We start from the raw sequence: 23,254 nt of genomic DNA on the forward strand, positions 1-23,254 counted from the left end.
TTTTAATTTAAATCTTAAAAACGGTTTAACGGTAAAGAGGGAAGCGTTTGCAAAGCTCTTTAACTTGCTTGCGAACACGTTGCTCAACTTCAGCGTTGCCTACAGGGCTTTCAACTAAGCCGTCAAGAACATCGCCGATCCATTCACCGATAAGTTTGAATTCTTCAGTGCCAAAACCACGACTGGTTCCAGCTGGCGTACCTAAACGAATGCCAGAGGTAATCATAGGCTTCTCTGAGTCGAATGGTATGCCATTTTTGTTACATGTGATCCCTGCACGCTCTAATGCTTCTTCAGTTACGTTACCTTTCAAGCCCTTAGGACGAAGGTCAACCAGCATTAGGTGCGTGTCTGTTCCGCCAGTCACAATGTCACAACCGCGAGTTTGCAACACTTCAGCAAGAACTTTTGCGTTGTCGATCACTGAATCAATATAAGTATTAAATTCTGGGCCAAGTGCTTCGCCAAACGCCACTGCTTTAGCCGCGATAACGTGCATGAGTGGGCCGCCTTGTAGGCCAGGGAACACTGCAGAGTTGATCTTTTTGTTGATGTCTTCGTGGTTCGTCAGAATCATACCGCCGCGTGGGCCACGAAGTGTTTTGTGCGTTGTTGTTGTAACAACGTGTGCGTGTGGTAGTGGGCTAGGGTGAGCACCTGTCGCGATAAGACCCGCGATGTGTGCCATATCTACCATAAGGATAGCGCCAACTTCGTCAGCGATTTCGCGGAATTTAGCGAAGTCGATAACGCGTGGGATAGCACTACCACCTGCAATAATCATTTTAGGTTGGCATTCGATAGCGAGAGCGCGTACCGCTTCGTAATCGATTTCAAGAGTGTCGCGGTCTACGCCGTATTGAACTGCGTTGAACCATTTGCCTGAAAGCGCAGGGCGTGCACCGTGCGTAAGGTGACCACCAGCGTCAAGAGACATACCTAGGATAGTGTCGCCAGGTTGAAGTAGGGCAAGTTTAACTGCGCCGTTCGCTTGAGCACCTGAGTGAGGTTGTACGTTCGCGTATTCACACTTGAATAGCTGTTTAGCACGTTCAATCGCAATAGCTTCTACTGTATCTACGTGCTCACAACCACCGTAGTAACGACGGCCTGGGTAGCCTTCTGCGTATTTGTTGGTAAGGCAAGTGCCTTGAGCTTGCATTACTGCTTTAGAAACGATGTTCTCAGAAGCAATAAGTTCGATTTGTTCGTTTTGACGAGTGTTCTCTGCTTGGATTCCAGCAAATACTGCGTCGTCAGTCGCAGATAGGTTCGTAGAGAAAAAACTGTCTAAGCTATGGTTTTGATAAGCGTTCATTGTCGAGACCTTTCATTAAGCTAATGGTGATTGTTTTTATAGTCCATTAGGTCTTACGTTGATTTCTGCATCGGTATCGTTTGCGTTATATAGGTGTATAAATAGTGCGTTGCTTCTTATTTATACGACCATAGCGTCAAAGCGATCGTTGTAGGGTCAATGCAGCACGAATTGGTTCCCAAAAATTTCGGGTAAAAAACAGCTCTTACAAATGTTAAATCTATCACTTGCTGCAAGCTGAAGTAGCATCCCTTCATCTAACAAGTCGATAACATAGCTCCGATAAAATCAATTTTCAACAAAAATTTCCAATAGGAAACAGATTTTCTCGTTTTGCTACAGGGAGCACGCTTTATTTCCCTGTGTGCTCTTTAATCAACAAAGCGCTTCATGCAACAATGAAATCAATAGACAGGAAGTAAGAAATGAATGAGGGACCTATGTCAGAAGACATTTATGATGAGTACCCATCTTTAACGTTGGCGAAAGAGACGTTAGATCAGAATATCGAACCACTTAGGCTCGGCCAGCGTATTAAAGATATCCGCAGCAAGCTGGGCATTACGTTAGAAGAGGCGAGCCAACGTACTGGTTTGGCGCGCTCTACGCTGAGTAAAATCGAGAACGAACAAATCTCACCGACGTTCCAAGCGATGCAGAAATTGGCTATGGGTTTGCAAATTGATATGCCGCAACTCTTTGAGCCACCAAGAAAAAAGGTTGCCACAGGACGTCGTGACTTAACTAAAGCAGGTCAGGGCAAACCTCACCCAACTCCGACTTACGAGCATGAACTGCTCGCGACAGAACTTTCGAATAAGAAGATGATGCCGTTCAAGAGCCGAGTGAGAGCACGCACCTTTGAAGAGTATAACGATTGGGTTCGCCACGATGGTGAGGAGTTCTTGATGGTGATCTCTGGTGATGTGATGTTCTACTCAGAATTCTATGAGCCGGTACCCATGAGCGAAGGTGACAGCATGTATTACGACGCCAACATGGGGCATATGTTGATTTCTACTAGTACAGAAGATGCACTGATTTTGTGGGTGACTGCAAAATAAGTTAACAAAGTTAGAATTTCTTATAGTGAATGCAAACGTTTGCTTTTGTTTCTAACGTTTGCCAAAAGACGCGATGTTGGTGTGAAAAGCATCAATATCGCGTTTTTGTATGCGACTGAAAGTTGTTTTTAAATTGTTAAATATCACATTTTGAGCTGTTTTAATCTTGTTAAGGGTGTAAAACTGACTCAGGCTTGTTTACTATAGTGAACACGGTTTACTCATGTTGATTGAAGTTTACTGAAGTGAATTCTTAGAAAGTGAGTCGTATAGCTTTTATACAGAAGCCTCTTTTTATATCGCTAGTAATAAAAGCCTATATAGAAGACATCACTTTTTACTATCTACTGTTTCTAACGTTAACCCATATCGTTAGAGGCGACTCTAAATAGAGATATAAGCGGCAGATTCGATTTGGAAAGCCTGCAACGCTTCATGGAGAATAAAATGACTCAAGAACACGCTAATCAAGACCTACTAAAAACACCTCTGCATGCACTTCACGTTGAAGTCGGCGCAAAAATGGTTCCTTTTGCTGGCTACGACATGCCAGTTCAGTATCCACTAGGTGTAAAGAAAGAGCACTTACACACTCGTGACGCTGCTGGTCTTTTTGATGTTTCTCACATGGGGCAACTGCGTCTACACGGTGAAAATGCAGCCGCTGTTTTAGAATCTCTGGTTCCAGTAGATATTATCGACCTGCCTTCTGGTAAGCAGCGCTACGCCTTCTTTACTAATGAACAGGGCGGCATCATGGATGATCTTATGGTTGCTAACCTTGGCGATCACCTATTTGTTGTTGTGAACGCGGCGTGTAAAACACAAGATATCGACCACCTAACGGCTCACCTTCCTGCAGACGTAAAAATGGAAGTGATTGATGACCGCGCTCTATTAGCACTTCAAGGTCCGAAAGCGTCTGAAGTTCTGGCTCGTTTCCAACCAAGCGTTGCAGACATGCTGTTCATGGATGTTCAAAAAGTCGATATCGACGGCGTAGAGTGCATCGTAAGCCGCAGTGGTTATACCGGTGAAGATGGCTACGAAATCTCAGTACCGAACGATCACGCTGAAGCACTTGCTCGTAAACTAACATCAGAAGCAGAAGTAGAGTGGATTGGCCTTGGTGCTCGTGACTCACTTCGTCTTGAGTGTGGTCTATGTCTGTACGGTCACGATCTAGATACAACAACAACGCCGGTAGAAGCTAGCCTTTTATGGGGTATCCAAAAAGTGCGTCGTACTGACGGTGAACGTGCAGGCGGTTTCCCTGGCGCTGATATCATCCTTGAGCAAATCGCGACTAAAGACGTTCAACGCAAGCGTGTTGGTCTTGTTGGTCAGACTAAAGCACCAGTACGTGAAGGCGCTGAGCTGTTCGATGCTGAAGACAACAAGATTGGCGTTGTAACAAGTGGTACTGCGGGTCCTAACGCGGGCAAGCCTGTTTCTATGGCTTACGTTCGTACTGACCTAGCGGTTATTGGCACTGAAGTATTCGCTGAAGTTCGTGGCAAGAAGCTACCAATGACAGTAGAAAAAATGCCATTCGTACCTCAGCGTTACTATCGTGGCTAATCTCTTTTAAGAGAAACCACTAAGCTAAATGAAAGCCTATTGTTTGCTTCTCTTTATTGGGAAGCCTAACGGTAGGCTTTTTTGATTTTGGTAGCGTATGTCTTTGGTAACGTATTGCTTTTAACGTTACCCACTAACAACGGTTACTTAAAATTCGTTTATAAAATGAGATATGTGGCGATATCGTTACAAATACTTACTATAATCACGATTGTGACGTGTTATGGTGACGATTCATCATTTTTGTAAATAAGTAGTAGGGGTTACAAGGAGTTAACTATGAACGTAAACCATACAATGAGGCCGGTTCGTAAAGCCGTTTTAGGGCTTTTAGCGCCATTAATTTACACATCAAGTGTTATGGCAACGGAAAACACGGACGAAAGTACTCCTGATTTGGGTGTAACACCCTATATTGTGAATGGTAGCGACGCTTCAGTCACGGAATTTCCTTCGATGGCAAGCTTGTTCATTGATCGTATTGATTATGACGGTGTTTACTCAACAGGCCCTTACTGTGGTGCGACAATTTTAGATAACTATCATGTACTGACTGCTGCACACTGTATTTATGGTGATGAGAATGCTCAACTTTTCACGGTAGTTGTTCCTCAATTGGAAGACTCTTCCCAATTTCCAAATGGAAGCATTGAAAAGGTTCGAGTCTCTGAGGTGTTTTATCCTAGTAATTACTCAAATAGCTTGAACGATTTATTACGTAATGACGTAGCCATTTTAAAACTTGAAAGTGCGCTCAACATAGATTCCGTTAATGATATTGTGAAGCGACCAACTTCTGAGGGCTATCGTAGTTCTTTAGAGACGTTTACTGCTGTGGGTCACGGTGATACACGTTCTGAATTTGACGGCACTACCTTATTACAAAAAGCAGATCTTAATTATGTAGATAATGCGACTTGTGCAACGGCCGATTTTATTAATGAAGCAGCTTTAACTAACAACCAGATCTGCTTTAACGGCAACTACAGCTCATCTACCGGACTATTCAATGGCACATGCCAAGGTGATTCAGGTGGTCCAGTTTACTGGAGAGATGGTGTTGACTATAGGCAGGTTGGAATAACTAGCTTCGGTCCAGGTACATGTGGTGGCACCTCCACCATAACTTCTGTATTCACAGAAATCTATGACTATAAAGATTGGATCGACAGTGTTATGGCTGGAACTGAAACTGCTAAGTTTGTTTCAACAGACGCGAAACGTACTGCTTCTGCTGGTAGAAGCTCATCTGGCTCAGGAGGCAGTGTGTCATTTGGCTTACTAGGCGCGTTGATGTTACTCGGTAGGTTTAGAAGAGCGATGTCTTGTTAGATACCCACGTCTTCATGTTAGCTAAACAAACGGCCAGTCATTCAACTATGACTGGCCGTTTTTGTTTTGTTTGTTTAAGCCGTTCAGAGGATTAGGCACAGAATTCAGTAGACGCTTTTCTACTGTACCTTTCGACAATCACATCCATCTCTTTAACTGCGTCGTTGATGCTTTGAATACCGCCTTGTGCGACACCTTTTTCATTTTGGTTCAGAGCAGAAAAGGCCTGCTTCAATTCTTTCTCTTCCAACATACTTCCGTGCAGCAGCACTTCTTTGTAAGTGAGTAGCCTATGCTGCACTGCAATAATTTCTGGGCGGGCATTGTCCGTTTCTAATGCGTGCTTAATGCAAGGAAATGCCAATTTATAACGATTCGCAATTTCCAATTTGACGTCTTTCTTATTCGCAATATGCAATTTTTATTATTTCCCAACACTTGAATACTCAAGTTACCTAGCCTGTACGTTCACAACTGATATCAGTGTGAAGGTTTATGAAACGTAACGGTTTTATCAAGCGAATAATATGCCTTTGATGGCTTATGTAAACCATCACAAGTCAATATGGTCTGCTTCTTGCTGAATTTAGGACATAACTGTCTTTTGAGGATGAGCTTATGTCACAAGAACCCATAATATTGGCGCTGATTGAGCGTAGGAAACAAGCCAACTTGTCTCAAGAAAAGTTAGCCTCGAGTGCAGGAATGAGCTTAAAAACCTATCAAAGGATTGAACGCGGAGAGGCGGACATCAAGATGTCTCAGTATCGTTCAATCACTAGAACCTTAAAAGTGACGGATTTGGATGTGGTGCTTGATATTGTTGGCGCATCACAAGTAACAGCGGAAGATGTAGCTGCGGTCAGTCGTCTGCTGACCAGCGAAGAGCGCCTGTTGTTGATCAAGCTGATTTTGTCGGTCAAAAAGAAGCAGTAGTCTTTCTTTCAAATAAACAGCGTAATAGATCGATTCGTTAGTCAAATTGACAGATACTTCTAGGGTAATGTGTTCTCTGAGGGCATGAAGCCATCAGCTCACTCTTCCACGCAGCTGTTTGGTGGTGCTTCTTTGTTTTTTGCTTTCTAAACGTCTTTTCTGAGAGCCACGCGTCGGCTTAGTTGCTCGTCTTACTTTTTGAACCTTTGTCGCTTCCAAGATCAATTCTTTCAAGCGCACTAAAGCATCATCTCGGTTTTGTTCCTGAGTTCTATACTGTTGCGCTTTAATGATAATCACACCGTCTTTGGTGATGCGGCTATCTTTGTATGCGAGGAGCTTTTCTTTATAGAAGTCAGGTAGGGTAGAGTGCTTGATATCAAAACGTAAATGTATCGCGCTCGATACTTTATTGACGTTCTGACCGCCGGCTCCTTGTGCTCTGATCGCTGTTAACTGGAGTTCCCAGTCTTGAATCGAAACAGAGTTAGATATTTGTAACATAAACATCCATTTTGAACGGTAATATGGCGCCATGATACTGAATATTGGTTATGGTATCAGTAACTTTATTTAAGAGTGGTAGTAGTGATGAAAATAGATTTAACGGCATATGAAGGATTAATCTTTGATATGGACGGTACGTTGATCGATACAATGCCTGCACATGTAAAGGCGTGGGAGCGAACGGCTGAAGAGTTTGGCTTTCATTTTGAAGCGTCTTGGCTGCATAGCTTAGGTGGCATGCCGAGTTATAAGATAGCCGGTGAGGTGAACAGCAAATACGGTTTATCGCTCGACCCACAAGCGGTTTCTACGTTTAAAATGGCGTCGTTTGCGGCTATCGAAGAAAAAGGAGACGTTATCCCTTGTACTCACTCTCTGTTGTTAGAGCATCTGGGTAACAAGAAGATTGCAGTCGGAACGGGCAGTCAACGTCAAAGTGCCGAACAGTTACTGGATAAGACAGAGATCTTGAGTAAGCTCGATATTCTCGTGACAGCAACAGACGTTAAGAATCACAAACCAAATCCGGATACTTTCTTAGATGCGTGTTTTGGTATGGGTTTGCAGCCAAAGCAGTGTGTTGTGTTTGAAGATACGAACCTAGGTAAGCAGGCTGCTCATGCTGCGAACATGGATTGTATTCTAGTGGTAGAGGGGAACAAACTAGAGTTCTATCCTGCACCAAGCTGATTGCAAGGATTGGGTTGTTAAACCGCCAAACTAATAGCCTAGCGGAACAATACTGATTTTCTGTTAGGCGATTTCGCTCATTTCGCTGTCTAGGAACAGGCACACACTGTTTCGACCTGCTGCTTTGGCTTCATAAAGTGCTAAATCGGCGCACTTGTAGTTAAGAGCAGGGTCGTTGGTCAGGTTGGTAATTCCACCACTGACCGTCACCACGTTATCGAGCTCAATACTGACTGCGATTCTCAATCTGTTAAGTACATACTCAGCTTCTTCTGTTGTGGTATGAGGCAGAATAACGCCAAACTCTTCGCCACCAATACGAGCCACAAAATCAGTTTCTCGGCACTCTCGTTGTAATACTTGAGCAACGGTTTGAATGACGCGATCTCCATAATCGTGACCAAATCTGTCGTTGATGCGTTTGAAGTGGTCTATGTCCAAAATCGCTAAACAAGACTGTTCGCGAGTAGGGTAACGATTAACACGAGAGCACTCATCTCGCAGCTCAAGATCGAATTTACGGCGGTTCCAACACCCAGCTAAGGCATCTTTTTCACTCAGGTTTCTCAGTTTGTTTTCTAGCTCTTTGTGTTTACTTATATCCACAAATGAAGCGACATAAAACTGAATCACGTCTTTCGAGTCTTTAATGGTTTGGATTCGCAATATTTCCGTGATCAAAGACCCGTCTTTACGACGATTAACCACTTCGCCTTCCCACATGCCTTTCTCTTTGATGATGCTCCACATCTTGATGTAGAACTCTTCGTTGTAGCGACCAGAGGCAAACATGGACGGTTGGCGGCCTTTTACGTCTTCTAACTCGTAGCCACTCACACGGGTGAACTCTTGGTTTACTTTGATGATTCGGTTGTTTCTGTCGGTAATCACCAAGGCAGACATGCCATTCATTGCGGCCTTAGCAAGTTGGCTCTCGATACTGTTCTTCTTGTGGTTGCTGTTCCACAATACGAAGCCAGCGGAGATCATCGAAATCAAGAAAGACAAGGTGATGATCTGAACGACGATCGCTTGTTTTTCTTCTCGGTATTGACTGCTGAACTGCTGATTTTCAATGTGAAGAACCATGTAAATAGGGCCTTCAAACTGTTTGATTTTAGGGCTGATGTCGGAATGAAAATACCAGTTCTCACCATCGAAATAGCTCGAAGATGTCTTGTCTTGAATCGCAGTCCAAAGCTCAGGGTATAACTTTGCGTAAGTCTGCTCTGAACGTGATTCAATTACATGTCCGAAAGATTCCGTAGGATCCGGCCCCATGATTATGTGTCCGGTTTTGTTGAGAATAATAGGAACAGCAGAAGATGCACCAATTTGATAGTGAAGGCGCTTATAAATCTCAAGCATGTTCAGGTTTGCGATGAAGTAACCAATAATGCGGTTGTTTTCAGCGACTGGCGTCATAATGCGTAGCGCTGGAATCAAAGGGCGAACGATCTCTCCGTTTTCGACTTCAAGATCAATACCGCGAGAGCTAATCTCACCAATCTTTAATTGCTGTAGTACCTCATAGTAATCACGCGAAGACTTGTTCTGCAGTTCACTATCTGGAACCACGATTGCTTGATTGTCTTTATAATTAACGCGAAACACTTCGTTGCCAGCTAGATCGAGGTAACGAAGCTGGGAATAGTATTTTTGGCCACGAGCTAACATCACCCAAAGATCTTGCAGGGTTTCTTTATGGATAATAGAAGGTTCTCGAATCGCTCGGAGTAGTGTTTGAGAGTCGGCGATTGAAGGAACAGAGTTAGAGATTTGCTCAACAATAATAGCGAGTTCATGAAAGCTGTATTCGATTTGATTTTGGCTAGACTGCTTAATATTTAGAGTGTGCTGAGCATCAATTCTGTCAAGTTCAGAATTGATGTAGAGGGCAGGGACTAGTCCTAGGGCAAAGATGGTACATAGAAATTGGCTGACTAGTTTTTTTATACTTGTATTCATCACTGTCCTCAAAGAATCAGCGCAATACTATATATTTTATAGGGTTTTTAATGTGATCTTGACCGAGAAGTTAAGACAAGATTCGCATATAACTACGATTTAAGTGCAACTTTTTGCAGTTAAGCTTGATTGTTGAGCAATCATTTCGTTAGTAAATGATTGCTCAATATAGAACACTGCTCCGAAACCTAAGCTAAATTAATCGCGATTAATTGCCGATTATCTAACTAAGGGCAGCTAGCTTAGGCCTACGATATTTCCATTACTATCAATATCTAACGACATGAACGCCGGTTTGTCAGGCAAGCCTGGCATGGTCATCACATTGCCGCACAACGCGTAAATAAAACCAGCACCAGCACACAATTTTAGTTCTCTAACGGGCACGTCAAATTGGATTGGTGCACCTTTTACGTGTGCTTCTGTCGAGATCGATAATGGTGTTTTTGCTAAACAAACCGATAGGTCGTTATAGCCATGCAGTTTGAATTCAGCCAGTTGTTTTTTAGCCAGTGGAGATAGCGAAATACTTGCCGCGCCATAACCAACTTCAGCAACTGCCATCAGCTTTTCTTCTAGGCTTTGCTCTGAGTGATACAAAGGCTTAAATTCACTCTGTTTTTGGCAAGCTTTGACTACAGCGTGAGCCAGTTGAGTCGCGCCTTCGCCACCTTGACCAAATGCTTCGCTTACTTCAACGCTAACGCTTGGATCGAAGTCGGTGATCATCTGTTTCAAAGCATCGAGCTCTTGAGCTGAGTCTTGTGGGAATCGGTTAATCGCAACAACTGTAGGCACTTGGTATTGCTTAACGTTAGTGATGTGCCATTTTAGGTTCTCAAACCCTGCAACAAGCGCGTCTTGGTCATCATTAAAGATTGAATCAGGTAACGGAGTGCCGGGTCTCAAATCGTATAAACCAGAGTTAGCCTTTAATCCACGTAAGGTTGCGACAACCACAGCGCAATCGGGCTTCTTGTTCGACGCTTTCGCTTTTATGTTGCACGCTTTCTCAAAGCCCATGTCTGAGCCGAAACCACCTTCAGTTACCACAAAGTCACTCAGCTTTAACGCTATTTTATCGGCAATAATTGAAGAGTTACCATGTGCGATGTTCGCGAAAGGCCCGGCGTGAATTAGGGTAGGAACGCCTTCAAGGGTTTGCATCAATGTTGGTTCAATAGAATCCTTCATGGTCACGGTCATTGCGCCTGCAACGTTGAAGTCATCTGCGGTTAGCGGCAAGCCTTGTTTGTTGTAAGCAAGTACCACCCGTCCGATACGCTTTCTTAAATCTTGAAGGTCATCAGCTAGAGCAAGAATGGCCATTAGCTCAGAAGCGGCTGAGATATCAAATCCATCTTCGCGCTCAAAGCCATTAATTGTTTTGTCTGCTTCGTTCTTGCCAACCGTGATCATGCGTAATGCGCGATCATTATGGTCAAGTACACGTCGCCAAACGATTCTGCTTGGGTCGATATTCAATGCTTTTAAGCCTGAGCGCGTTTCAAAGGCGTCTAACCCTTCACGCTGTTCATGATACAAACGTGCATCAATGGCGGCAGAGGCGAGGTTGTGAGCGGCCGTAACAGCATGAATATCGCCCGTCAGGTGCAGGTTTAATTGTTCCATAGGGGCAACTTGAGAGTAACCACCACCCGCAGCGCCACCTTTTACACCAAATACCGGACCCATTGAAGGCTGGCGAATGCAGGCCATTGCAGATTGGTTAATCTTTGCGAGGCCTTGTGCTAATCCGATAGTAGTGACGGTTTTGCCTTCACCAAGAGGTGTCGGTGTGATAGCCGTTACCACGACCAATTTACCATCTTGTTGGTTGACGAGGCGTTCAAGTGATGTGAGAGACACTTTAGACTTGTATTGCCCTAATGGCTGATGTTCGTTCTGGTGCAGGCCTGCTTGCTTGGCAACCTCACTGATGTTTTTAAGGTGAGTAGAGCGACAAATATCAATATCAGACAGCATATTTGATCCTTATATCAGAACCGAAAGGTGGTACGTAAACGTTTGCGTGGCGATGGTACTGTATAAATTTGCCAAGTAAAGGCAAACCACACGAATTATGTGCTGGAAGATGACAGATCTCAAGAGTCATTGCGCGAGATCAAATCTTAAACGAGCAAAATATTCGAACAGATTACCCTCAGCTGCAGTTATATTAGTGTCGAATACAAAAAGGGCTGCATATGGCAGCCCTTTAGGAAAAGGTAATCTAGTTAGGCGCTAACCTCAATCAGTCAGCAATCCAATATGGTCGATTAACGATCCCAATATGTTTCTTCTAAGCTATCTTCGCGTTCAGGTAATGCGCGAGAAAGGCGAGGAGAGTGCTGAGTCAATACTTCGTAGCTTACACGGTTTGCGTACTTACAAATTTGAGACAGTGAAGAGTAAGTTAGACAAGCGTGCTCGTGTTTCTCAGAGTTTGGTACATTCACGTGGTGGTAGCTGTTTGCTGCCATGTCGTGTAACAGTGCTGAAAGTGCACCATCACCAGCACCATTGGTGTTCTTAATTTCAAGTGGGCCACCGAGGTAAGGGCCAATATGAGAATACACTTTTACTGGGTCTTTGCAGTCTTGCTTACGCATAGCGCGGCTAAATTCGTATTTATTGAATTCAGGGATATTACCCGGTAACAATGGCAGTGTGGTTTCGCGTTTCGCTGGCTCGTCAGTGTAACCTGCCATGTATAGGCCAATAGGGCCTGCAGTACATAGAACTAGGTCAACCCACTCAAGTGCCTTGTTAGCAGCCAATAGAGGATCTTTTTCACCCGTTAGCGCTTCACCTTCATCTTCGTTCATCGCGACGATGGTTACGTTTTCTTTCAGGTATTCTTGCCACCATTCAGCGTTGCCTTCGATCACATACTTAGTACCAAGTGTTAGTACAACAGGCACATTGTGCGCTTTCGCGTATTCAATCGCTTTTTGTACCGCTTTTGGCATCGGATCTTCAGGTTTGCCACGCATTAGGTATGACGACACAACCAATGCAGAAGCTTTCTCGAAGACTTTTTCAGGAATGCTTTCTGGAAGAAGTTGGTTCATGTGGCCTTCGTTGATTGCAAACGTACGTTCGCCATCTTCAGAAATCAGCGTGTAACAACGACCAATTGGACCATCAACAGTTTGAAGGTGGTTTAGATTCATACGAGAAGAAGTGCGGCAAAGGTAACGATAACCAAATGAGCCAACTTCAATCTTCTTAGACATTACGCCAAGCAGGACAGATTTGCTGTCCGCAAGTACGGAATAGTTGTGCAGTGTGTTGCCGATAGTATCGCCAGGATATTGATGCGTGATCAAACCGCGCTCAACTAACTCTTCATACAGCGCATCTGCTTTACTTTCTTCCAATACCAGTGAGTGACCTTTACTCAGCTCGTATTTTTCTAGGAACTCGTTGTCAACACGGGCTTCGATATCAACAATCGTTTGGCCAACACCCACAATCGTTGCGCGGTGAAGCTTAGGCGTTTGTTGAATTTGGTTGACCAACGGATCACGTGCGTGAGTTGGAAAGTAGTGCTTAGATTTACGCTGTCCAGGAAACTTCATATGAAAAATACAGTGAAAAAATTTTGCCGCATGATATCACATTTTGTTTCTGTTTCTTTCATTTTTATTACATTTTGAATCACCTGCACAATGTCTGTACAGGTGATTCAACTAACTATATGTTTGAAACTACTCGGTTGGCTGTACTAACGTCGCTGGATCAACGTAAGCCTCTGTACCCCATAGTGGAACAGTTGAAAGGCTGTGTTTGAAGCTACCTTCTGTTTCTTTGGTGGTGTAAGACAAGTAGAGCAGCGACTGATTCTCTGCATCGTAGATACGACGAACCTTCATTGTTTTAAAGAAGATACTTTTCGATTGCTTGAATACCACTTCGCCAGACTTACTCTTGTCTATTTGAGCAATCATTTCTGGTGTAATTTCACCTGTTTGACGACAAGATATAGAGCTATCACTTGGATCAGAAAGGCTAAGGTTTGCTTCGATTGATGCGATATGACAGGTAACACCCGCGATCTTATCGTCATCTAATGAAGACATCTTGATATCCTTCATTGTGAAGAAACCCAGTGAGACGTCGCCAACCTCGTTGTCCGAACAGCCAGCTAACATTGTCACGATACCTGCTGCTATTAAGGCTTTTTTCATAAGAAGTCCTTTTTATTTATATAGTTCTGTTTACTATAAGGATATTGAAAGCTTGGATACGAGTGTAGAGCTTTTCGTTAAGTTCTTAAAGGATGTTGTTGGATAATGAAAAATATGAAGCATTTAAAGTACTTGTTGGCCTTGGTCATGCTCTGTATGCTCTCTGCTTGTAGCTCGGCACCTCAGCCGACCGTATGTCTTCCAAATAACTGCGATATTTGGGGATACTAACCGTAGGTACTAAAAGAATGAATAACGAAATACCTGAAATTGCACACAAGAAAAACCAATGGCTATTTAGTCAGCTCGATATTGCTTACCCCGCAAAAGAGAGCCTCCTCGGCCGTGAACTTTATCAAAGCAAACTTCCATCCAAGACATACCAACTCCTAGCACAAGATCAAACTCCTTCCCAAATTGATGAACTGCATAAAGTCGATTTCCATAAATTGACCGTGCTATTTTCACTCAACCAAGCAAGCGTTTACCAAGATGAAATCGAAAGGGCACACATGCTTGAGTTCTTGAGCCAAATTATGCTTTCTGACGATCATGTATTATATATTGGTACTCAAAACGGTGAAGTTGTGGCGAGCGCTATCGTCACAGAAGCGGATGGTTCCCTATTGATCTCGGATGTCGTTGCTGAAAATGGTCAAAGTATCAACAACTTTGCTAAGCAGTTACACGATTTTTGGGCACAAGATCATGCTTCTTGCGATAAAGTATGGATCGAGAACTAAAGATTCTTTGACAAAGCGTTAATCTAAGTACAATACCCCGTTTTATTTAAAGGGTATTGTATGTACAAGCTATTGATATCAATCGCTGTATTATGTGTTAGCGCTTATTCTTCACTCAGTTTTGCTAACGACTGGGATATTAAACGCATCCTAGTTTTACACTCATACGAACCTTCTTATCAATGGACTGCTGACTTCCAAAAAGGGATAGACAGTGCGTTCAGCCAGTCTCAAACCGAAGTTAAACTCTCAATAGAGTATTTGGATTCAAAGCGTGTCCACAGCCCAGAGTATTACGACTCTCTCGCGAACTACTTACGTGCGAAGTATGCAGGTTATAAATTTGATGGCGTAATTGCGACGGACGATAACGCAGCCAATTTTCTTGAATCTCTGCCTAATTTGATTGATCGCTCCACACCTGTCGTTGCAGCTGGCATCAATGATTTCAGCACCGACATGTACGCGGTGTCTGACAGAGCAACTGTGCTTTACGAGAACGATCAGATAGACGTTAATATTAAGCTGATCTCCAAATTAAGACCTAATCTAAAGAATCTCTATTTTGTAAATGATTACAGTGTCACGTCTGAATTGATTCATAAAGAAATGAAGAAAATGATGGCTGAATTTTCAAATATCAATCTCGTAGAAATTCGCGACTTGTCGCTGGAGCATACGAGCCAATTTTTGGAAGGGATCTCTGCGGACGATGCGGTATTGCTCAGTCATTACAACACCGAGTTAAAGCAAGGGGTTTATCACACTTACCAAGAGATTGCGGATACGTTGTCAAAATCGAGTGCTGCTCCGGTGTTTGCTTTATGGCAGTTCTATATTTCGGGTGATGTACTCGGTGGTTACGTTAATCACTCACAAAGCATGGGTGAACAGGCCGTCGATGCGTTGGATAAATACCTTCCACTTGGTTTTACTACACCGTTAACTCCCGGAGACAACAAACGTTTTGTATTCAATTACCCTGCAATGAAGAGATACGGGATTAGTGGAAACGCGTTACCTGACGAAGCGGTTTTCATTAACGAGCCTTCATCCTTTATTCGCAAAAACTTCCAGTTGTTATTGGGGCTGTCGATGGTGATTGCGGGTTTGAGCCTGATCATCTTGATGCAATTTGTCACTCTGCGCCAAAAGAAAGAGTTGGCGAATAAGAACAAACGAATCTTAAAGCTTCAGAAACAGACCTTGAATATTCAAAAGGATATGATTCATGTTCTCGGAGAGGCAATTGAAACCCGCTCTGGCGAAACTGGTAATCACGTTAAGCGTGTAGCCAAGTTGTCTGCACTGCTTGCTAAGTATCGTGGCTTGAGCCATCGCGAGGTCGAGATGATTGAGATCATCAGCCCAATGCACGATGTGGGTAAGATTTCAGTCCCTGAATCAATCTTGGATAAACCTGGGAAATTAACCGACCAAGAGTGGGAGGTGATGAAGCTTCATACTACGGCTGGCTATAACTTACTAAAGAGCGGAGCGGGTGATATTACCAACCTCGCGGCAATCATTGCTAACGAACATCACGAGCGTTGGGATGGTGCTGGATACCCGAATGGAAAAGTGGGTGATGAAATACACCTGTTTGCTCGTATCACTGCCGTAGCCGATGTGTTTGATGCGCTGCTTAGTGCACGTTGCTACAAAGAACCGTGGCCGTTAGATATGGTGGTCGATTTGTTTGAGCGAGAGTGTGGCTACCAGTTTGATCCTCAGCTAACTAAATTGCTACTGAAACACTTATCCGAGTTTGTCGCTATCCGAGATTCGTACCCCGATACTGGAACTGTAGAATATGCGTCTTCACCTTCGCTTGAAGCTAAGGTCTTAGAAGAGTCGGTTGTTAGCTAATTGTCGCTCTATCTGAGTAGCCTATAAGCCATTTTTTTTATCGATTCACCACGATCCGGCTAGGAAGTAGTGATTTATATTTTCTCCTGAAATTGAGTCGCTTATGTAAACCTCGCAGTATTTGGTTTCGTAGAATCTGGGTTAATTTAATGAAAACTGTTGCTTATGCTGAGCGATAAAGTGATCAACTCCATATTTCGCGAAGAGAAATAAGCATGTATCTGCAAACTGTTACCTCAATCATCTCGCGCATTGAAAGAACACTATAGGATAAAACTTGGATTCAATCTGAGTGAGATACCTATGCGGTTAGAACAGACTAAATGTGTGATTTTCGATTGTGACGGAACACTTATCGATAGTGAAAAGCTGTGCTGCCAAGCTTTGGTGAACGTTTTCACTGGCTTTGGAGCGGAGCTAAACGTCAACGACTGCTATGCGCACTTTCAAGGCGGGAAGCTAGCCGACATCTTAATGGATACACAAGAACGTCTTGGGTTATCTATCTCGATTGATACACTTGAGCCGTTATATCGCAATGAATTACAAGCACTGTTCCAGCGTCATTTAAAACCGATGGATGGCGCTATCGAACTTATTGAATTCCTCAAACAACAAGACATCGAGTTTTGTATTGCTTCCAATGCACCGAAATCTAGGGTTGAATCTTCATTGGCGATGACAGGCATGCTAGACGACTTCAAAGGCAAAGTGTTCTCAGCTTTTGATGCTAACAGCTGGAAGCCAGAGCCTGATCTAATCATGTACACGGCCATGAACATGGGCTTTCTGCCAAATGAGTGCATCTACGTGGATGATACGTTGAAAGGGATTGAGGCTGGTGTTCGCGCGGGTATCCAATCGTTTCGATTACGCCCGAGTATTGATGAAGCAATCGTAGATCCCGAAGCCGACTCAGCAGAACTCGCGGCTCAGGATATCTACAGTTTAGAAGAAATTTCAGTTTGGATTAATGGCAAGCACTGCTCAAATGGTGGTATATCGAATTCTGCAGCTTTGGTGGGGTAGAGCTTAGTTGAAGGCTGACTACCTTACTAAATTGTTTGGTGTGGAAACCGCAAGATGCACAAGTAAACTTTTCTCCACTTTCTGAAAGCAGATACTCGTCGTGTTGGCATAAAGGGCATGTAATGTCGTCGGTGTTTGGTGTTTCTGTTTTATTCATTATGTGTCACCTGCAGCAAGTGGGTAAGCGAAAAAAGACCCGTTCAATTAGATTACTCCTAAGCTCGAATATTAGACAGTTCTGACACTTCTTAATCTCTCCTTTGCGACTTGCTTCATGATAATTGATAATGTCATCGTTATTGACCATGGTTCTTGTAATGTTATTAAACAAAAGCCAAAAAGAAAGGACCCATTACGAGTCCTCATTAGTTTGTTTTCAATTCACGCCGCTAGTTCACCAGTTGATCCTTAAGTTCGGTAGCGTGCCAATGTCTGAGATAGAGAAACCGACGCTTCTGTTAGCCTAGATACGCCATTTGAAGAATTCTGAGCCACGTCTTTAATCACATCGGATTGGCTTCGAATATCGTTAAGCTCTGCTGCAATCGTATTGGCAACGTTACTTTGCTCATCGGCTGATGTTGCGATTTGGATACTCATGTCCATTAGCGCTTGAGCTGAATCTGCAATCGAGTTTACGTCGTGACCAATGTTTGAAATCAACTGGCTACTGGTTTGCGCTTGGTCAACCGTCTGTTCGGTGATCTTCGCGATATTTTGGCTCTCTTGCTGTAAGCGTTCAATCATCGCTTGGATTTCTACAGTAGCCGACTGAGTGCGGCTTGCCAGTGTTCTTACTTCATCAGCAACAACAGCGAAACCTCGGCCTTGCTCGCCCGCACGAGCGGCTTCAATCGCGGCATTTAAAGCAAGTAAGTTAGTTTGCTCTGAAATAGCATTGATCGTCGTGATGACCTCGTTAATTTGGCTCGTATTCACATTCAAGCTAGTAACAGAAGATGAGGTTTGCTCAATCAAAGAAGAAAGGGTGGTGATTTCCGAGATTGCCTGTTGAACCTTCGCGTGGCTATCGTTGATTTGCTGCGCGTCTTGTTCTGTTTGTTCAGTTGAGCGTGCAGAGATGTTAGAGACTTCATTTGCCGAAGCTGTCATCTGATCCATTGCTGTCGCTACAGAGTCTAGAGAGGCATTTTGGCTCATGATTTGTGTTTCGCTGCGCTTCATCTCAGTTTCGAAAGAAGCCGATGTTTCGCTTAGCGTTGCTGCACTGTGGTTTACGTTGTTGACTAACTCACTAAGCGTGTCCATTGAACGGTCAAGCGCACAACCAATCGTGCCGAACTCATCACGGCCAGGGTGGAAGCCAAGGCGTGATGTTAAGTCACCATCACCAATCTTTTGAGTCGTTGAATAAAGAACCCAAAGTGCGCCGCCTAGGAAAGTCGCTACCCAGTAACAGAAAAGACCAAAAGGCACACACCACAAGAAGCTCAGTAATAAAGTGTACAGTGCTTGCTGCTTTTGATTCTGTATATCGTTAGTTGAAACGGTAAGTGAGTAGTAGTTGCCATCTTGTGCGAGTGCTGTGGCAGTCACAGAACCATTATTTGAAATAGTGGTTTGTTGAGCGCGAGTTTGCTGGCTAACAGAGCGAACAGATGCCGGGGAATCTGATGCTGATAAAATGCCTTGCAGTTGATACTCGACCTGCTGTTTTGCAGTTACGTCAATGTGTTCCATTTTGTTGACGTAGTTCAGTCCAGCTAGGCTTGCCAGAGCGGCAAAAAAGATTAAGAAAATGACCCAAAACTTGTCGTTGATCGACATCTTAATAAACAGTTTGTCTATCGTTCGAAATTGTACTTCTTTCATAAAAACTCCACGGTAAATCCTTTACCGTGGACTCTAAATAACCGACCTCAATAAAAATGTGACTTCAATCGACTAATTGTGAAAATTAATGATAGTGATATGTCATTTATGAGATCTGAATCAAGTAAATTAGTTCTGTATAGGTTTATTAGCCTAAAGAAGGCAGTAACCCTACTGAAATAAGAACTTGAATCGCAATGATAAATACGCCAACGCTACCTGCTAAAAACAACGCTTTGCTACCGCCTAACACTTGGTAACTGGCTTCTGAAGATTGTGGTTTGACAGAGAAATCAGTGTAACGAACCTTGTAGACCATCACTGTTGGTAACAGAATCGCGAGCACTGAAAGTGCAATGGCTGCGTAGCCTAAAGCCATGATGAAGCCTTGTGGGTAAAATAAGGCAAACCCCAGTGGCGGTAAGAAGGTGATAGCAGCTGTCTTAACACGTTTTGCGTTACCTAGTTTCTTGTTCAGTGAGTCGCCCATGAATTCAAATAAGCCCAAGCTCACACCAATAAAAGATGTCAGCAGTGCAAGGTCTGCAAACACACCGACGATCACGCTTAGGTTGGATTGATGAACCGTTTGCGATAGCGAGACTAATAGCGCGCCCAAGCTTGTGTCAGACAACAACTGCTCTTGGCTAATCACGCCCAAAGTAACACTTTGCCAGAAAACGTAGATAACCAGAGGCAGTGCCGAGCCAATAATCATTACCTTACGTAAAGAACGAACGTCACCATCTAGGTATCGAACAATTGATGGGATGCTGCCGTGGAAACCAAAAGAGGTAAACACAACCGGAATAGCCGCAACAATCAGGCCTTGCTGTAAAGGCATGCTCATTAAGTATTGAGAGGTAATGTTTGGCGCTAGGAAGCTGAGTACCAAAACCATCGCGATAAGCTTTAAGCCAAACAAAACGCGGTTAACTTTATCAACACTGTGTGTACCAATCGTAACAACGCCGGCAACTAATAGGGTAAATAGAAGCGTGGTGATTTGAGCATTAAGTTCGATACCCGCGATATCCGAAATTCGTTGGTTAAATTGCGCACCGCCGCCAGCTATGTATGCCGCACACAGAGCGTAGAAAAGAAACATCACCGCGAAGCTCGCAATCCACTTTCCTTTTGTCCCCAAAATGGTATGAGCTAACGTGTGTAGGGTAGCGTCAGATTCTGCGAATTGGTGAAGCTCTACCATTAATAGCGCAGTAAAAGCCATTAACGCCCATAAACCCAGCATCAAGAAAAGTGAAGTTGAAAAGCCAATACCTGCAGAAGCAAGTGGAAGAGCGAGCATGCCAGCACCAATGGTTGTGCCTGCAATGATCAAAGTACTACCAAAAACCTTTGATTTATTCATTGTATATAATTCTTTACGTTAGGGTGTGTTTTCATTGTAATTCTTCTAGCTTAAGCGCATAAACCCAAAGAATATCTCGATTTTGAAGTATTCTGATTGAGTTTAATTCCAAATGCAATTCTTATTGTAATTAAAAACATCCACTGTAAATTAATATTTACACAAAGGGGCGTGTCAGCATTCAATTGAGCAAAGCAAACGTTTGACCATGATCGGTTTCAAAATTTATACAGTAATTTGTTGTACTTGGTGTAAGGTGGCAGTACATATGTCGTTCGCGTATACCCCTTTAGCGCAAAAAAGCGTTAATGATCGCGAGTAGCTTTAAGCTATGAATATGGAATGGGTAGAGTAGAGTGCGTTCATCAAAGTGACATAATATAAGTCCAAGATGGTGCACTAGTTAATCGGACATCATGTCCACATCAAGGAATAGAGGGGGCACAATGAGTGACCAATCTTATAACGACGAAAGTCTAGAGTTGTTAGATGCTATGGAAATTGGCATTGATTTGTCTGACTATGAGCAGACAGTGAAACAGTTAGCAGAAGAGCTTTTCAAGTCTTCGAACTAAGCTTTTAAGATCTTTAATTCAGTTTCAACTGAAACGTTTTAAAGCTAAAAGTTTTCTTAGCTAAAGCTTCTCAAAGCAAACAATTCTAAACTGAGCAAATCGTATTCGCTCACACGTCATACCAAAACTATCCTCATTAAAGTTCGCGAAGATAAACGAGTACGTTTACCATGTTACTTAGTTCTCGATACTTTAATGAGGTTCAATGAACTTTCTCGCACACCTTCACATCGCCAAGCACTGTAACAGCAACTTAGCAGGTAACCTGTTAGGTGATTTTGTTAAAGGCGACCCTAATAAACACTATTCTGATTCCCTTTCTGACGGTATTAGGCTTCATCGATTTGTTGATAGCTATACTGATCGTCATGATGTATCTCGTTCTGCAAAATCACTTTTCTCAGACCAAACACGACGCTTTGCGCCTATCGCACTCGATGTATTTTGGGATCACTGCTTAGCCAATCATTGGGATCAGTTTTCACAGCAGACATTAGAGCGTTTTTGTTTAGATAGCCATGAGCAGATCTTTGAACATCAAGAGCCACACTGGCCTGAAAATTTCGTTATGGTTCATCAGAAAATGGCTGAGCATAGATGGTTAGAGAGCTATCAAGACATGTCATCTATAGAGGTGGTGTTGCAGCGAATGGCGTTGAGAAGGCCTAAGCTCGGTATGCTCGAGGCATGTTACGATGACCTCGAACGTCACTATGATACGTTGCAGTGTCACTTTAATGAGCTTTATCCCAACGTTTTAGAGGAAGCTAAGCAGTTTAATGCGCTTCAAATGAAGAAAAATCAAAAGGAAAGGTAAACAGCGTAATGCAGGTTTGCTACAATCCGCGCCTATTTAATCTTTGAGCATCATACTATGTCTGAATCTACAAAATCTTTTAACCAACTAGGATTATCTGAGCATCTTCTTGCCACGTTGTCTGAGCTTAATTTTACGGCTCCTACCAGTGTTCAAGAACAAGCAATTCCATTGGTATTAGAAGGCAAAGATGTACTGGCTGGTGCTCAAACGGGTACAGGTAAAACGGCTGCGTTTGGTTTACCGATTATTCAAAGATTAATCGAGACAAAAGACAACGTTATTCCGAACCCTAAGCTCGTTCGTGCGCTTGTATTAGTGCCAACTCGTGAATTGGCACAACAGGTTTTCGATAACTTAACTAGCTACGCAAAGGGCACCGACATTAAAGTCGTGGTGGCTTACGGCGGCGTTAGCATGAAGGTGCAAACTGATAACTTACGCGGTGGCGCAGATATTCTTGTCGCGACGCCTGGTCGTCTTATTGATCACATGTTCACTAGAAACATCATGTTGAGCCAAACGGAAGTACTGGTGCTGGATGAAGCTGACCGTATGTTAGATATGGGCTTCATGCCTGACATCAAGCGTATTCTTTCTCGCATGAACGAAGTGCGTCAAACTCTGTTCTTCTCTGCAACGTTTGATAACAAAATCAAAGCGATTGCACACCGTATGATGCAGAAGCCAAGTGAAATCCAAGTTACGCCAAAAAACAGCACCGCTGAAACCGTAACACAGATGGTTTACCCGGTAGATAAGTCGCGTAAAAGTGAGCTATTAGCGTATTTGATTGGTTCAAAAAACTGGCAACAAGTGTTGGTGTTCACAAAGACTAAGCAGGGCACTGATGCTCTCGTTAAAGAGCTTAAGTTAGACGGCATTAAAGCGGCATCAATCAATGGCGATAAGAGCCAAGGTGCGCGTCAAAAAGCCCTAGACGATTTCAAGTCAGGCAAAGTTCGTGCGTTGATCGCAACCGACGTGGCAGCTCGTGGTATTGATATTCAGCAGCTAGAACAAGTTGTGAACTATGACATGCCATTTAAAGCAGAAGATTATGTTCACCGCATCGGACGTACTGGCCGTGCGGGTAACAGCGGCTTAGCGATCTCTTTGATGAGTCAGGATGAAGCTTACCTATTGGGTGACATTGAGCGATTACTTGATACGCGCTTGCCTCAAGAGTGGCTAGAGGGCTTTGAACCAAGCCTTGAAAAAGATCTAGCGCCCGATCGTGGTGGTCGCAGCAAGAGCCGTTCATCAGAAAAACGTAAGATGAAAGCGAAGCTTAAGATTCACCAAAACCGCGGTAAAGCACGTCGTTAACAAGCTGGACAAAGCTCCAGTTTAAAGATCTATACATATAAAAATGCGCCGTTACAGTGACTTCTGTAACGGCGCGTTTTTGTATCTTATAAGCTCAT

General features: G+C 43.4%; 20 protein-coding genes. 11 read left to right on the forward strand and 9 right to left on the reverse strand.

Features of this window, described 5'->3' with window-relative positions:
* Nucleotides 1-25: 25 nt before the first annotated feature.
* Nucleotides 26-1,318, reverse strand: coding sequence for a serine hydroxymethyltransferase (locus AB4375_RS13130; protein WP_017069879.1), 1,293 nt, complete (start codon nt 1,316-1,318; stop codon nt 26-28).
* 440 nt (nt 1,319-1,758) lie between these two features.
* Here AB4375_RS13130 and AB4375_RS13135 point away from each other — a divergent pair, with 440 nt between their 5' ends.
* The 3 genes from AB4375_RS13135 to AB4375_RS13145 all read left to right on the forward strand — a co-directional run bounded on the left by AB4375_RS13135 (nt 1,759) and on the right by AB4375_RS13145 (nt 5,295).
* Nucleotides 1,759-2,382, forward strand: coding sequence for a helix-turn-helix domain-containing protein (locus AB4375_RS13135; RefSeq protein WP_017059847.1), 624 nt, complete (start codon nt 1,759-1,761; stop codon nt 2,380-2,382).
* A 447-nt stretch (nt 2,383-2,829) separates the two neighbouring features.
* Nucleotides 2,830-3,963, forward strand: coding sequence for a glycine cleavage system aminomethyltransferase GcvT (gene gcvT / locus AB4375_RS13140; protein WP_017059846.1), 1,134 nt, complete (start codon nt 2,830-2,832; stop codon nt 3,961-3,963).
* 279 nt (nt 3,964-4,242) lie between these two features.
* On the forward strand, nt 4,243-5,295 hold the full coding sequence (locus AB4375_RS13145) for a trypsin-like serine protease (RefSeq protein ID WP_017069880.1): 1,053 nt from the start codon (nt 4,243-4,245) through the stop codon (nt 5,293-5,295).
* Between the two features lie 91 nt (nt 5,296-5,386).
* Here AB4375_RS13145 and AB4375_RS13150 read toward each other — a convergent pair whose 3' ends face one another.
* Nucleotides 5,387-5,713, reverse strand: coding sequence for a hypothetical protein (locus AB4375_RS13150; RefSeq protein ID WP_017069881.1), 327 nt, complete (start codon nt 5,711-5,713; stop codon nt 5,387-5,389).
* A gap of 200 nt (nt 5,714-5,913) precedes the next feature.
* Between AB4375_RS13150 and AB4375_RS13155 the strand changes: the two genes are divergently transcribed.
* The gene (locus AB4375_RS13155; protein ID WP_017059843.1) at nt 5,914-6,231 is read left to right on the forward strand and encodes a helix-turn-helix transcriptional regulator; all 318 of its coding nucleotides are present in this window, start codon (nt 5,914-5,916) and stop codon (nt 6,229-6,231) included.
* A 93-nt stretch (nt 6,232-6,324) separates the two neighbouring features.
* Here AB4375_RS13155 and arfB read toward each other — a convergent pair whose 3' ends face one another.
* Nucleotides 6,325-6,735 (reverse strand): alternative ribosome rescue aminoacyl-tRNA hydrolase ArfB, encoded by a 411-nt coding sequence (gene arfB, locus AB4375_RS13160; RefSeq protein WP_372051759.1) that lies wholly within the window; start codon nt 6,733-6,735, stop codon nt 6,325-6,327.
* Nucleotides 6,736-6,822: 87 nt separating this feature from the next.
* On the opposite strand from arfB, the gene AB4375_RS13165 reads away from it, so the two are divergent.
* Nucleotides 6,823-7,428: a beta-phosphoglucomutase family hydrolase gene (locus AB4375_RS13165; RefSeq protein WP_372051761.1), complete on the forward strand. Its 606-nt coding sequence runs from the start codon at nt 6,823-6,825 to the stop codon at nt 7,426-7,428.
* A 63-nt stretch (nt 7,429-7,491) separates the two neighbouring features.
* On the opposite strand, the gene AB4375_RS13170 is transcribed toward AB4375_RS13165, so the two are convergent.
* From AB4375_RS13170 to AB4375_RS13185, 4 genes are all read right to left on the reverse strand, one after another.
* Nucleotides 7,492-9,396: a diguanylate cyclase gene (locus tag AB4375_RS13170; protein ID WP_372051762.1), complete on the reverse strand. Its 1,905-nt coding sequence runs from the start codon at nt 9,394-9,396 to the stop codon at nt 7,492-7,494.
* A 237-nt stretch (nt 9,397-9,633) separates the two neighbouring features.
* Nucleotides 9,634-11,382, reverse strand: a complete 1,749-nt coding sequence (locus tag AB4375_RS13175; RefSeq protein WP_372051764.1) for a formate--tetrahydrofolate ligase — start codon at nt 11,380-11,382, stop codon at nt 9,634-9,636.
* 293 nt (nt 11,383-11,675) lie between these two features.
* The gene (locus AB4375_RS13180; RefSeq protein WP_017064646.1) at nt 11,676-12,980 is read right to left on the reverse strand and encodes an inosine/guanosine kinase; all 1,305 of its coding nucleotides are present in this window, start codon (nt 12,978-12,980) and stop codon (nt 11,676-11,678) included.
* Nucleotides 12,981-13,109: 129 nt separating this feature from the next.
* On the reverse strand, nt 13,110-13,589 hold the full coding sequence (locus AB4375_RS13185) for a CreA family protein (protein WP_017064645.1): 480 nt from the start codon (nt 13,587-13,589) through the stop codon (nt 13,110-13,112).
* Between the two features lie 248 nt (nt 13,590-13,837).
* On the opposite strand from AB4375_RS13185, the gene AB4375_RS13190 reads away from it, so the two are divergent.
* The 3 genes from AB4375_RS13190 to AB4375_RS13200 all read left to right on the forward strand — a co-directional run bounded on the left by AB4375_RS13190 (nt 13,838) and on the right by AB4375_RS13200 (nt 17,230).
* Entirely contained in the window at nt 13,838-14,332 is a 495-nt protein-coding gene (locus AB4375_RS13190; protein ID WP_017064644.1) for a hypothetical protein, read from the forward strand.
* Nucleotides 14,333-14,392: 60 nt separating this feature from the next.
* The gene (locus AB4375_RS13195; RefSeq protein WP_017069886.1) at nt 14,393-16,201 is read left to right on the forward strand and encodes an HD domain-containing phosphohydrolase; all 1,809 of its coding nucleotides are present in this window, start codon (nt 14,393-14,395) and stop codon (nt 16,199-16,201) included.
* 303 nt (nt 16,202-16,504) lie between these two features.
* Nucleotides 16,505-17,230: an HAD-IA family hydrolase gene (locus tag AB4375_RS13200; protein WP_017059834.1), complete on the forward strand. Its 726-nt coding sequence runs from the start codon at nt 16,505-16,507 to the stop codon at nt 17,228-17,230.
* 408 nt (nt 17,231-17,638) lie between these two features.
* Here the strand turns inward: AB4375_RS13200 and AB4375_RS13205 are convergent, their stop codons facing one another.
* Complete coding sequence (locus AB4375_RS13205) at nt 17,639-19,063, reverse strand: methyl-accepting chemotaxis protein (RefSeq protein WP_017064641.1); 1,425 nt, start codon at nt 19,061-19,063, stop codon at nt 17,639-17,641.
* A 148-nt stretch (nt 19,064-19,211) separates the two neighbouring features.
* The gene (locus AB4375_RS13210) at nt 19,212-20,435 is read right to left on the reverse strand and encodes an aromatic amino acid transport family protein (RefSeq protein WP_102393231.1); all 1,224 of its coding nucleotides are present in this window, start codon (nt 20,433-20,435) and stop codon (nt 19,212-19,214) included.
* A gap of 446 nt (nt 20,436-20,881) precedes the next feature.
* Between AB4375_RS13210 and AB4375_RS13215 the strand changes: the two genes are divergently transcribed.
* From AB4375_RS13215 to AB4375_RS13225, 3 genes are all read left to right on the forward strand, one after another.
* Entirely contained in the window at nt 20,882-21,010 is a 129-nt protein-coding gene (locus AB4375_RS13215; RefSeq protein WP_017059831.1) for a hypothetical protein, read from the forward strand.
* A 205-nt stretch (nt 21,011-21,215) separates the two neighbouring features.
* Nucleotides 21,216-21,827 (forward strand): ACP phosphodiesterase, encoded by a 612-nt coding sequence (locus tag AB4375_RS13220; protein ID WP_017059830.1) that lies wholly within the window; start codon nt 21,216-21,218, stop codon nt 21,825-21,827.
* A gap of 57 nt (nt 21,828-21,884) precedes the next feature.
* On the forward strand, nt 21,885-23,156 hold the full coding sequence (locus AB4375_RS13225; RefSeq protein ID WP_017059829.1) for a DEAD/DEAH box helicase: 1,272 nt from the start codon (nt 21,885-21,887) through the stop codon (nt 23,154-23,156).
* Nucleotides 23,157-23,254 lie beyond the last annotated feature (98 nt).

Source organism: Vibrio sp. 10N.261.51.C6, from assembly GCF_041471785.1.
Lineage (GTDB): Bacteria > Pseudomonadota > Gammaproteobacteria > Enterobacterales > Vibrionaceae > Vibrio > Vibrio crassostreae_C.

Bases quoted from the DNA above. Each gene is read 5' to 3' on its own strand.
- AB4375_RS13130 (WP_017069879.1), bottom strand. From the start codon at position 1,318: ATGAACGCTTATCAAAACCATAGCTTAGACAGTTTTTTCTCTACGAAC.
- AB4375_RS13135 (WP_017059847.1), top strand. From the start codon at position 1,759: ATGTCAGAAGACATTTATGATGAGTACCCATCTTTAACGTTGGCGAAA.
- gcvT (WP_017059846.1), top strand. From the start codon at position 2,830: ATGACTCAAGAACACGCTAATCAAGACCTACTAAAAACACCTCTGCAT.
- AB4375_RS13145 (WP_017069880.1), top strand. From the start codon at position 4,243: ATGAACGTAAACCATACAATGAGGCCGGTTCGTAAAGCCGTTTTAGGG.
- AB4375_RS13155 (WP_017059843.1), top strand. From the start codon at position 5,914: ATGTCACAAGAACCCATAATATTGGCGCTGATTGAGCGTAGGAAACAA.
- arfB (WP_372051759.1), bottom strand. From the start codon at position 6,735: ATGTTACAAATATCTAACTCTGTTTCGATTCAAGACTGGGAACTCCAG.
- AB4375_RS13165 (WP_372051761.1), top strand. From the start codon at position 6,823: ATGAAAATAGATTTAACGGCATATGAAGGATTAATCTTTGATATGGAC.
- AB4375_RS13170 (WP_372051762.1), bottom strand. From the start codon at position 9,396: ATGAATACAAGTATAAAAAAACTAGTCAGCCAATTTCTATGTACCATC.
- AB4375_RS13175 (WP_372051764.1), bottom strand. From the start codon at position 11,382: ATGCTGTCTGATATTGATATTTGTCGCTCTACTCACCTTAAAAACATC.
- AB4375_RS13180 (WP_017064646.1), bottom strand. From the start codon at position 12,980: ATGAAGTTTCCTGGACAGCGTAAATCTAAGCACTACTTTCCAACTCAC.
- AB4375_RS13185 (WP_017064645.1), bottom strand. From the start codon at position 13,589: ATGAAAAAAGCCTTAATAGCAGCAGGTATCGTGACAATGTTAGCTGGC.
- AB4375_RS13190 (WP_017064644.1), top strand. From the start codon at position 13,838: ATGAATAACGAAATACCTGAAATTGCACACAAGAAAAACCAATGGCTA.
- AB4375_RS13195 (WP_017069886.1), top strand. From the start codon at position 14,393: ATGTACAAGCTATTGATATCAATCGCTGTATTATGTGTTAGCGCTTAT.
- AB4375_RS13200 (WP_017059834.1), top strand. From the start codon at position 16,505: ATGCGGTTAGAACAGACTAAATGTGTGATTTTCGATTGTGACGGAACA.
- AB4375_RS13205 (WP_017064641.1), bottom strand. From the start codon at position 19,063: ATGAAAGAAGTACAATTTCGAACGATAGACAAACTGTTTATTAAGATG.
- AB4375_RS13210 (WP_102393231.1), bottom strand. From the start codon at position 20,435: ATGAATAAATCAAAGGTTTTTGGTAGTACTTTGATCATTGCAGGCACA.
- AB4375_RS13215 (WP_017059831.1), top strand. From the start codon at position 20,882: ATGAGTGACCAATCTTATAACGACGAAAGTCTAGAGTTGTTAGATGCT.
- AB4375_RS13220 (WP_017059830.1), top strand. From the start codon at position 21,216: ATGAACTTTCTCGCACACCTTCACATCGCCAAGCACTGTAACAGCAAC.
- AB4375_RS13225 (WP_017059829.1), top strand. From the start codon at position 21,885: ATGTCTGAATCTACAAAATCTTTTAACCAACTAGGATTATCTGAGCAT.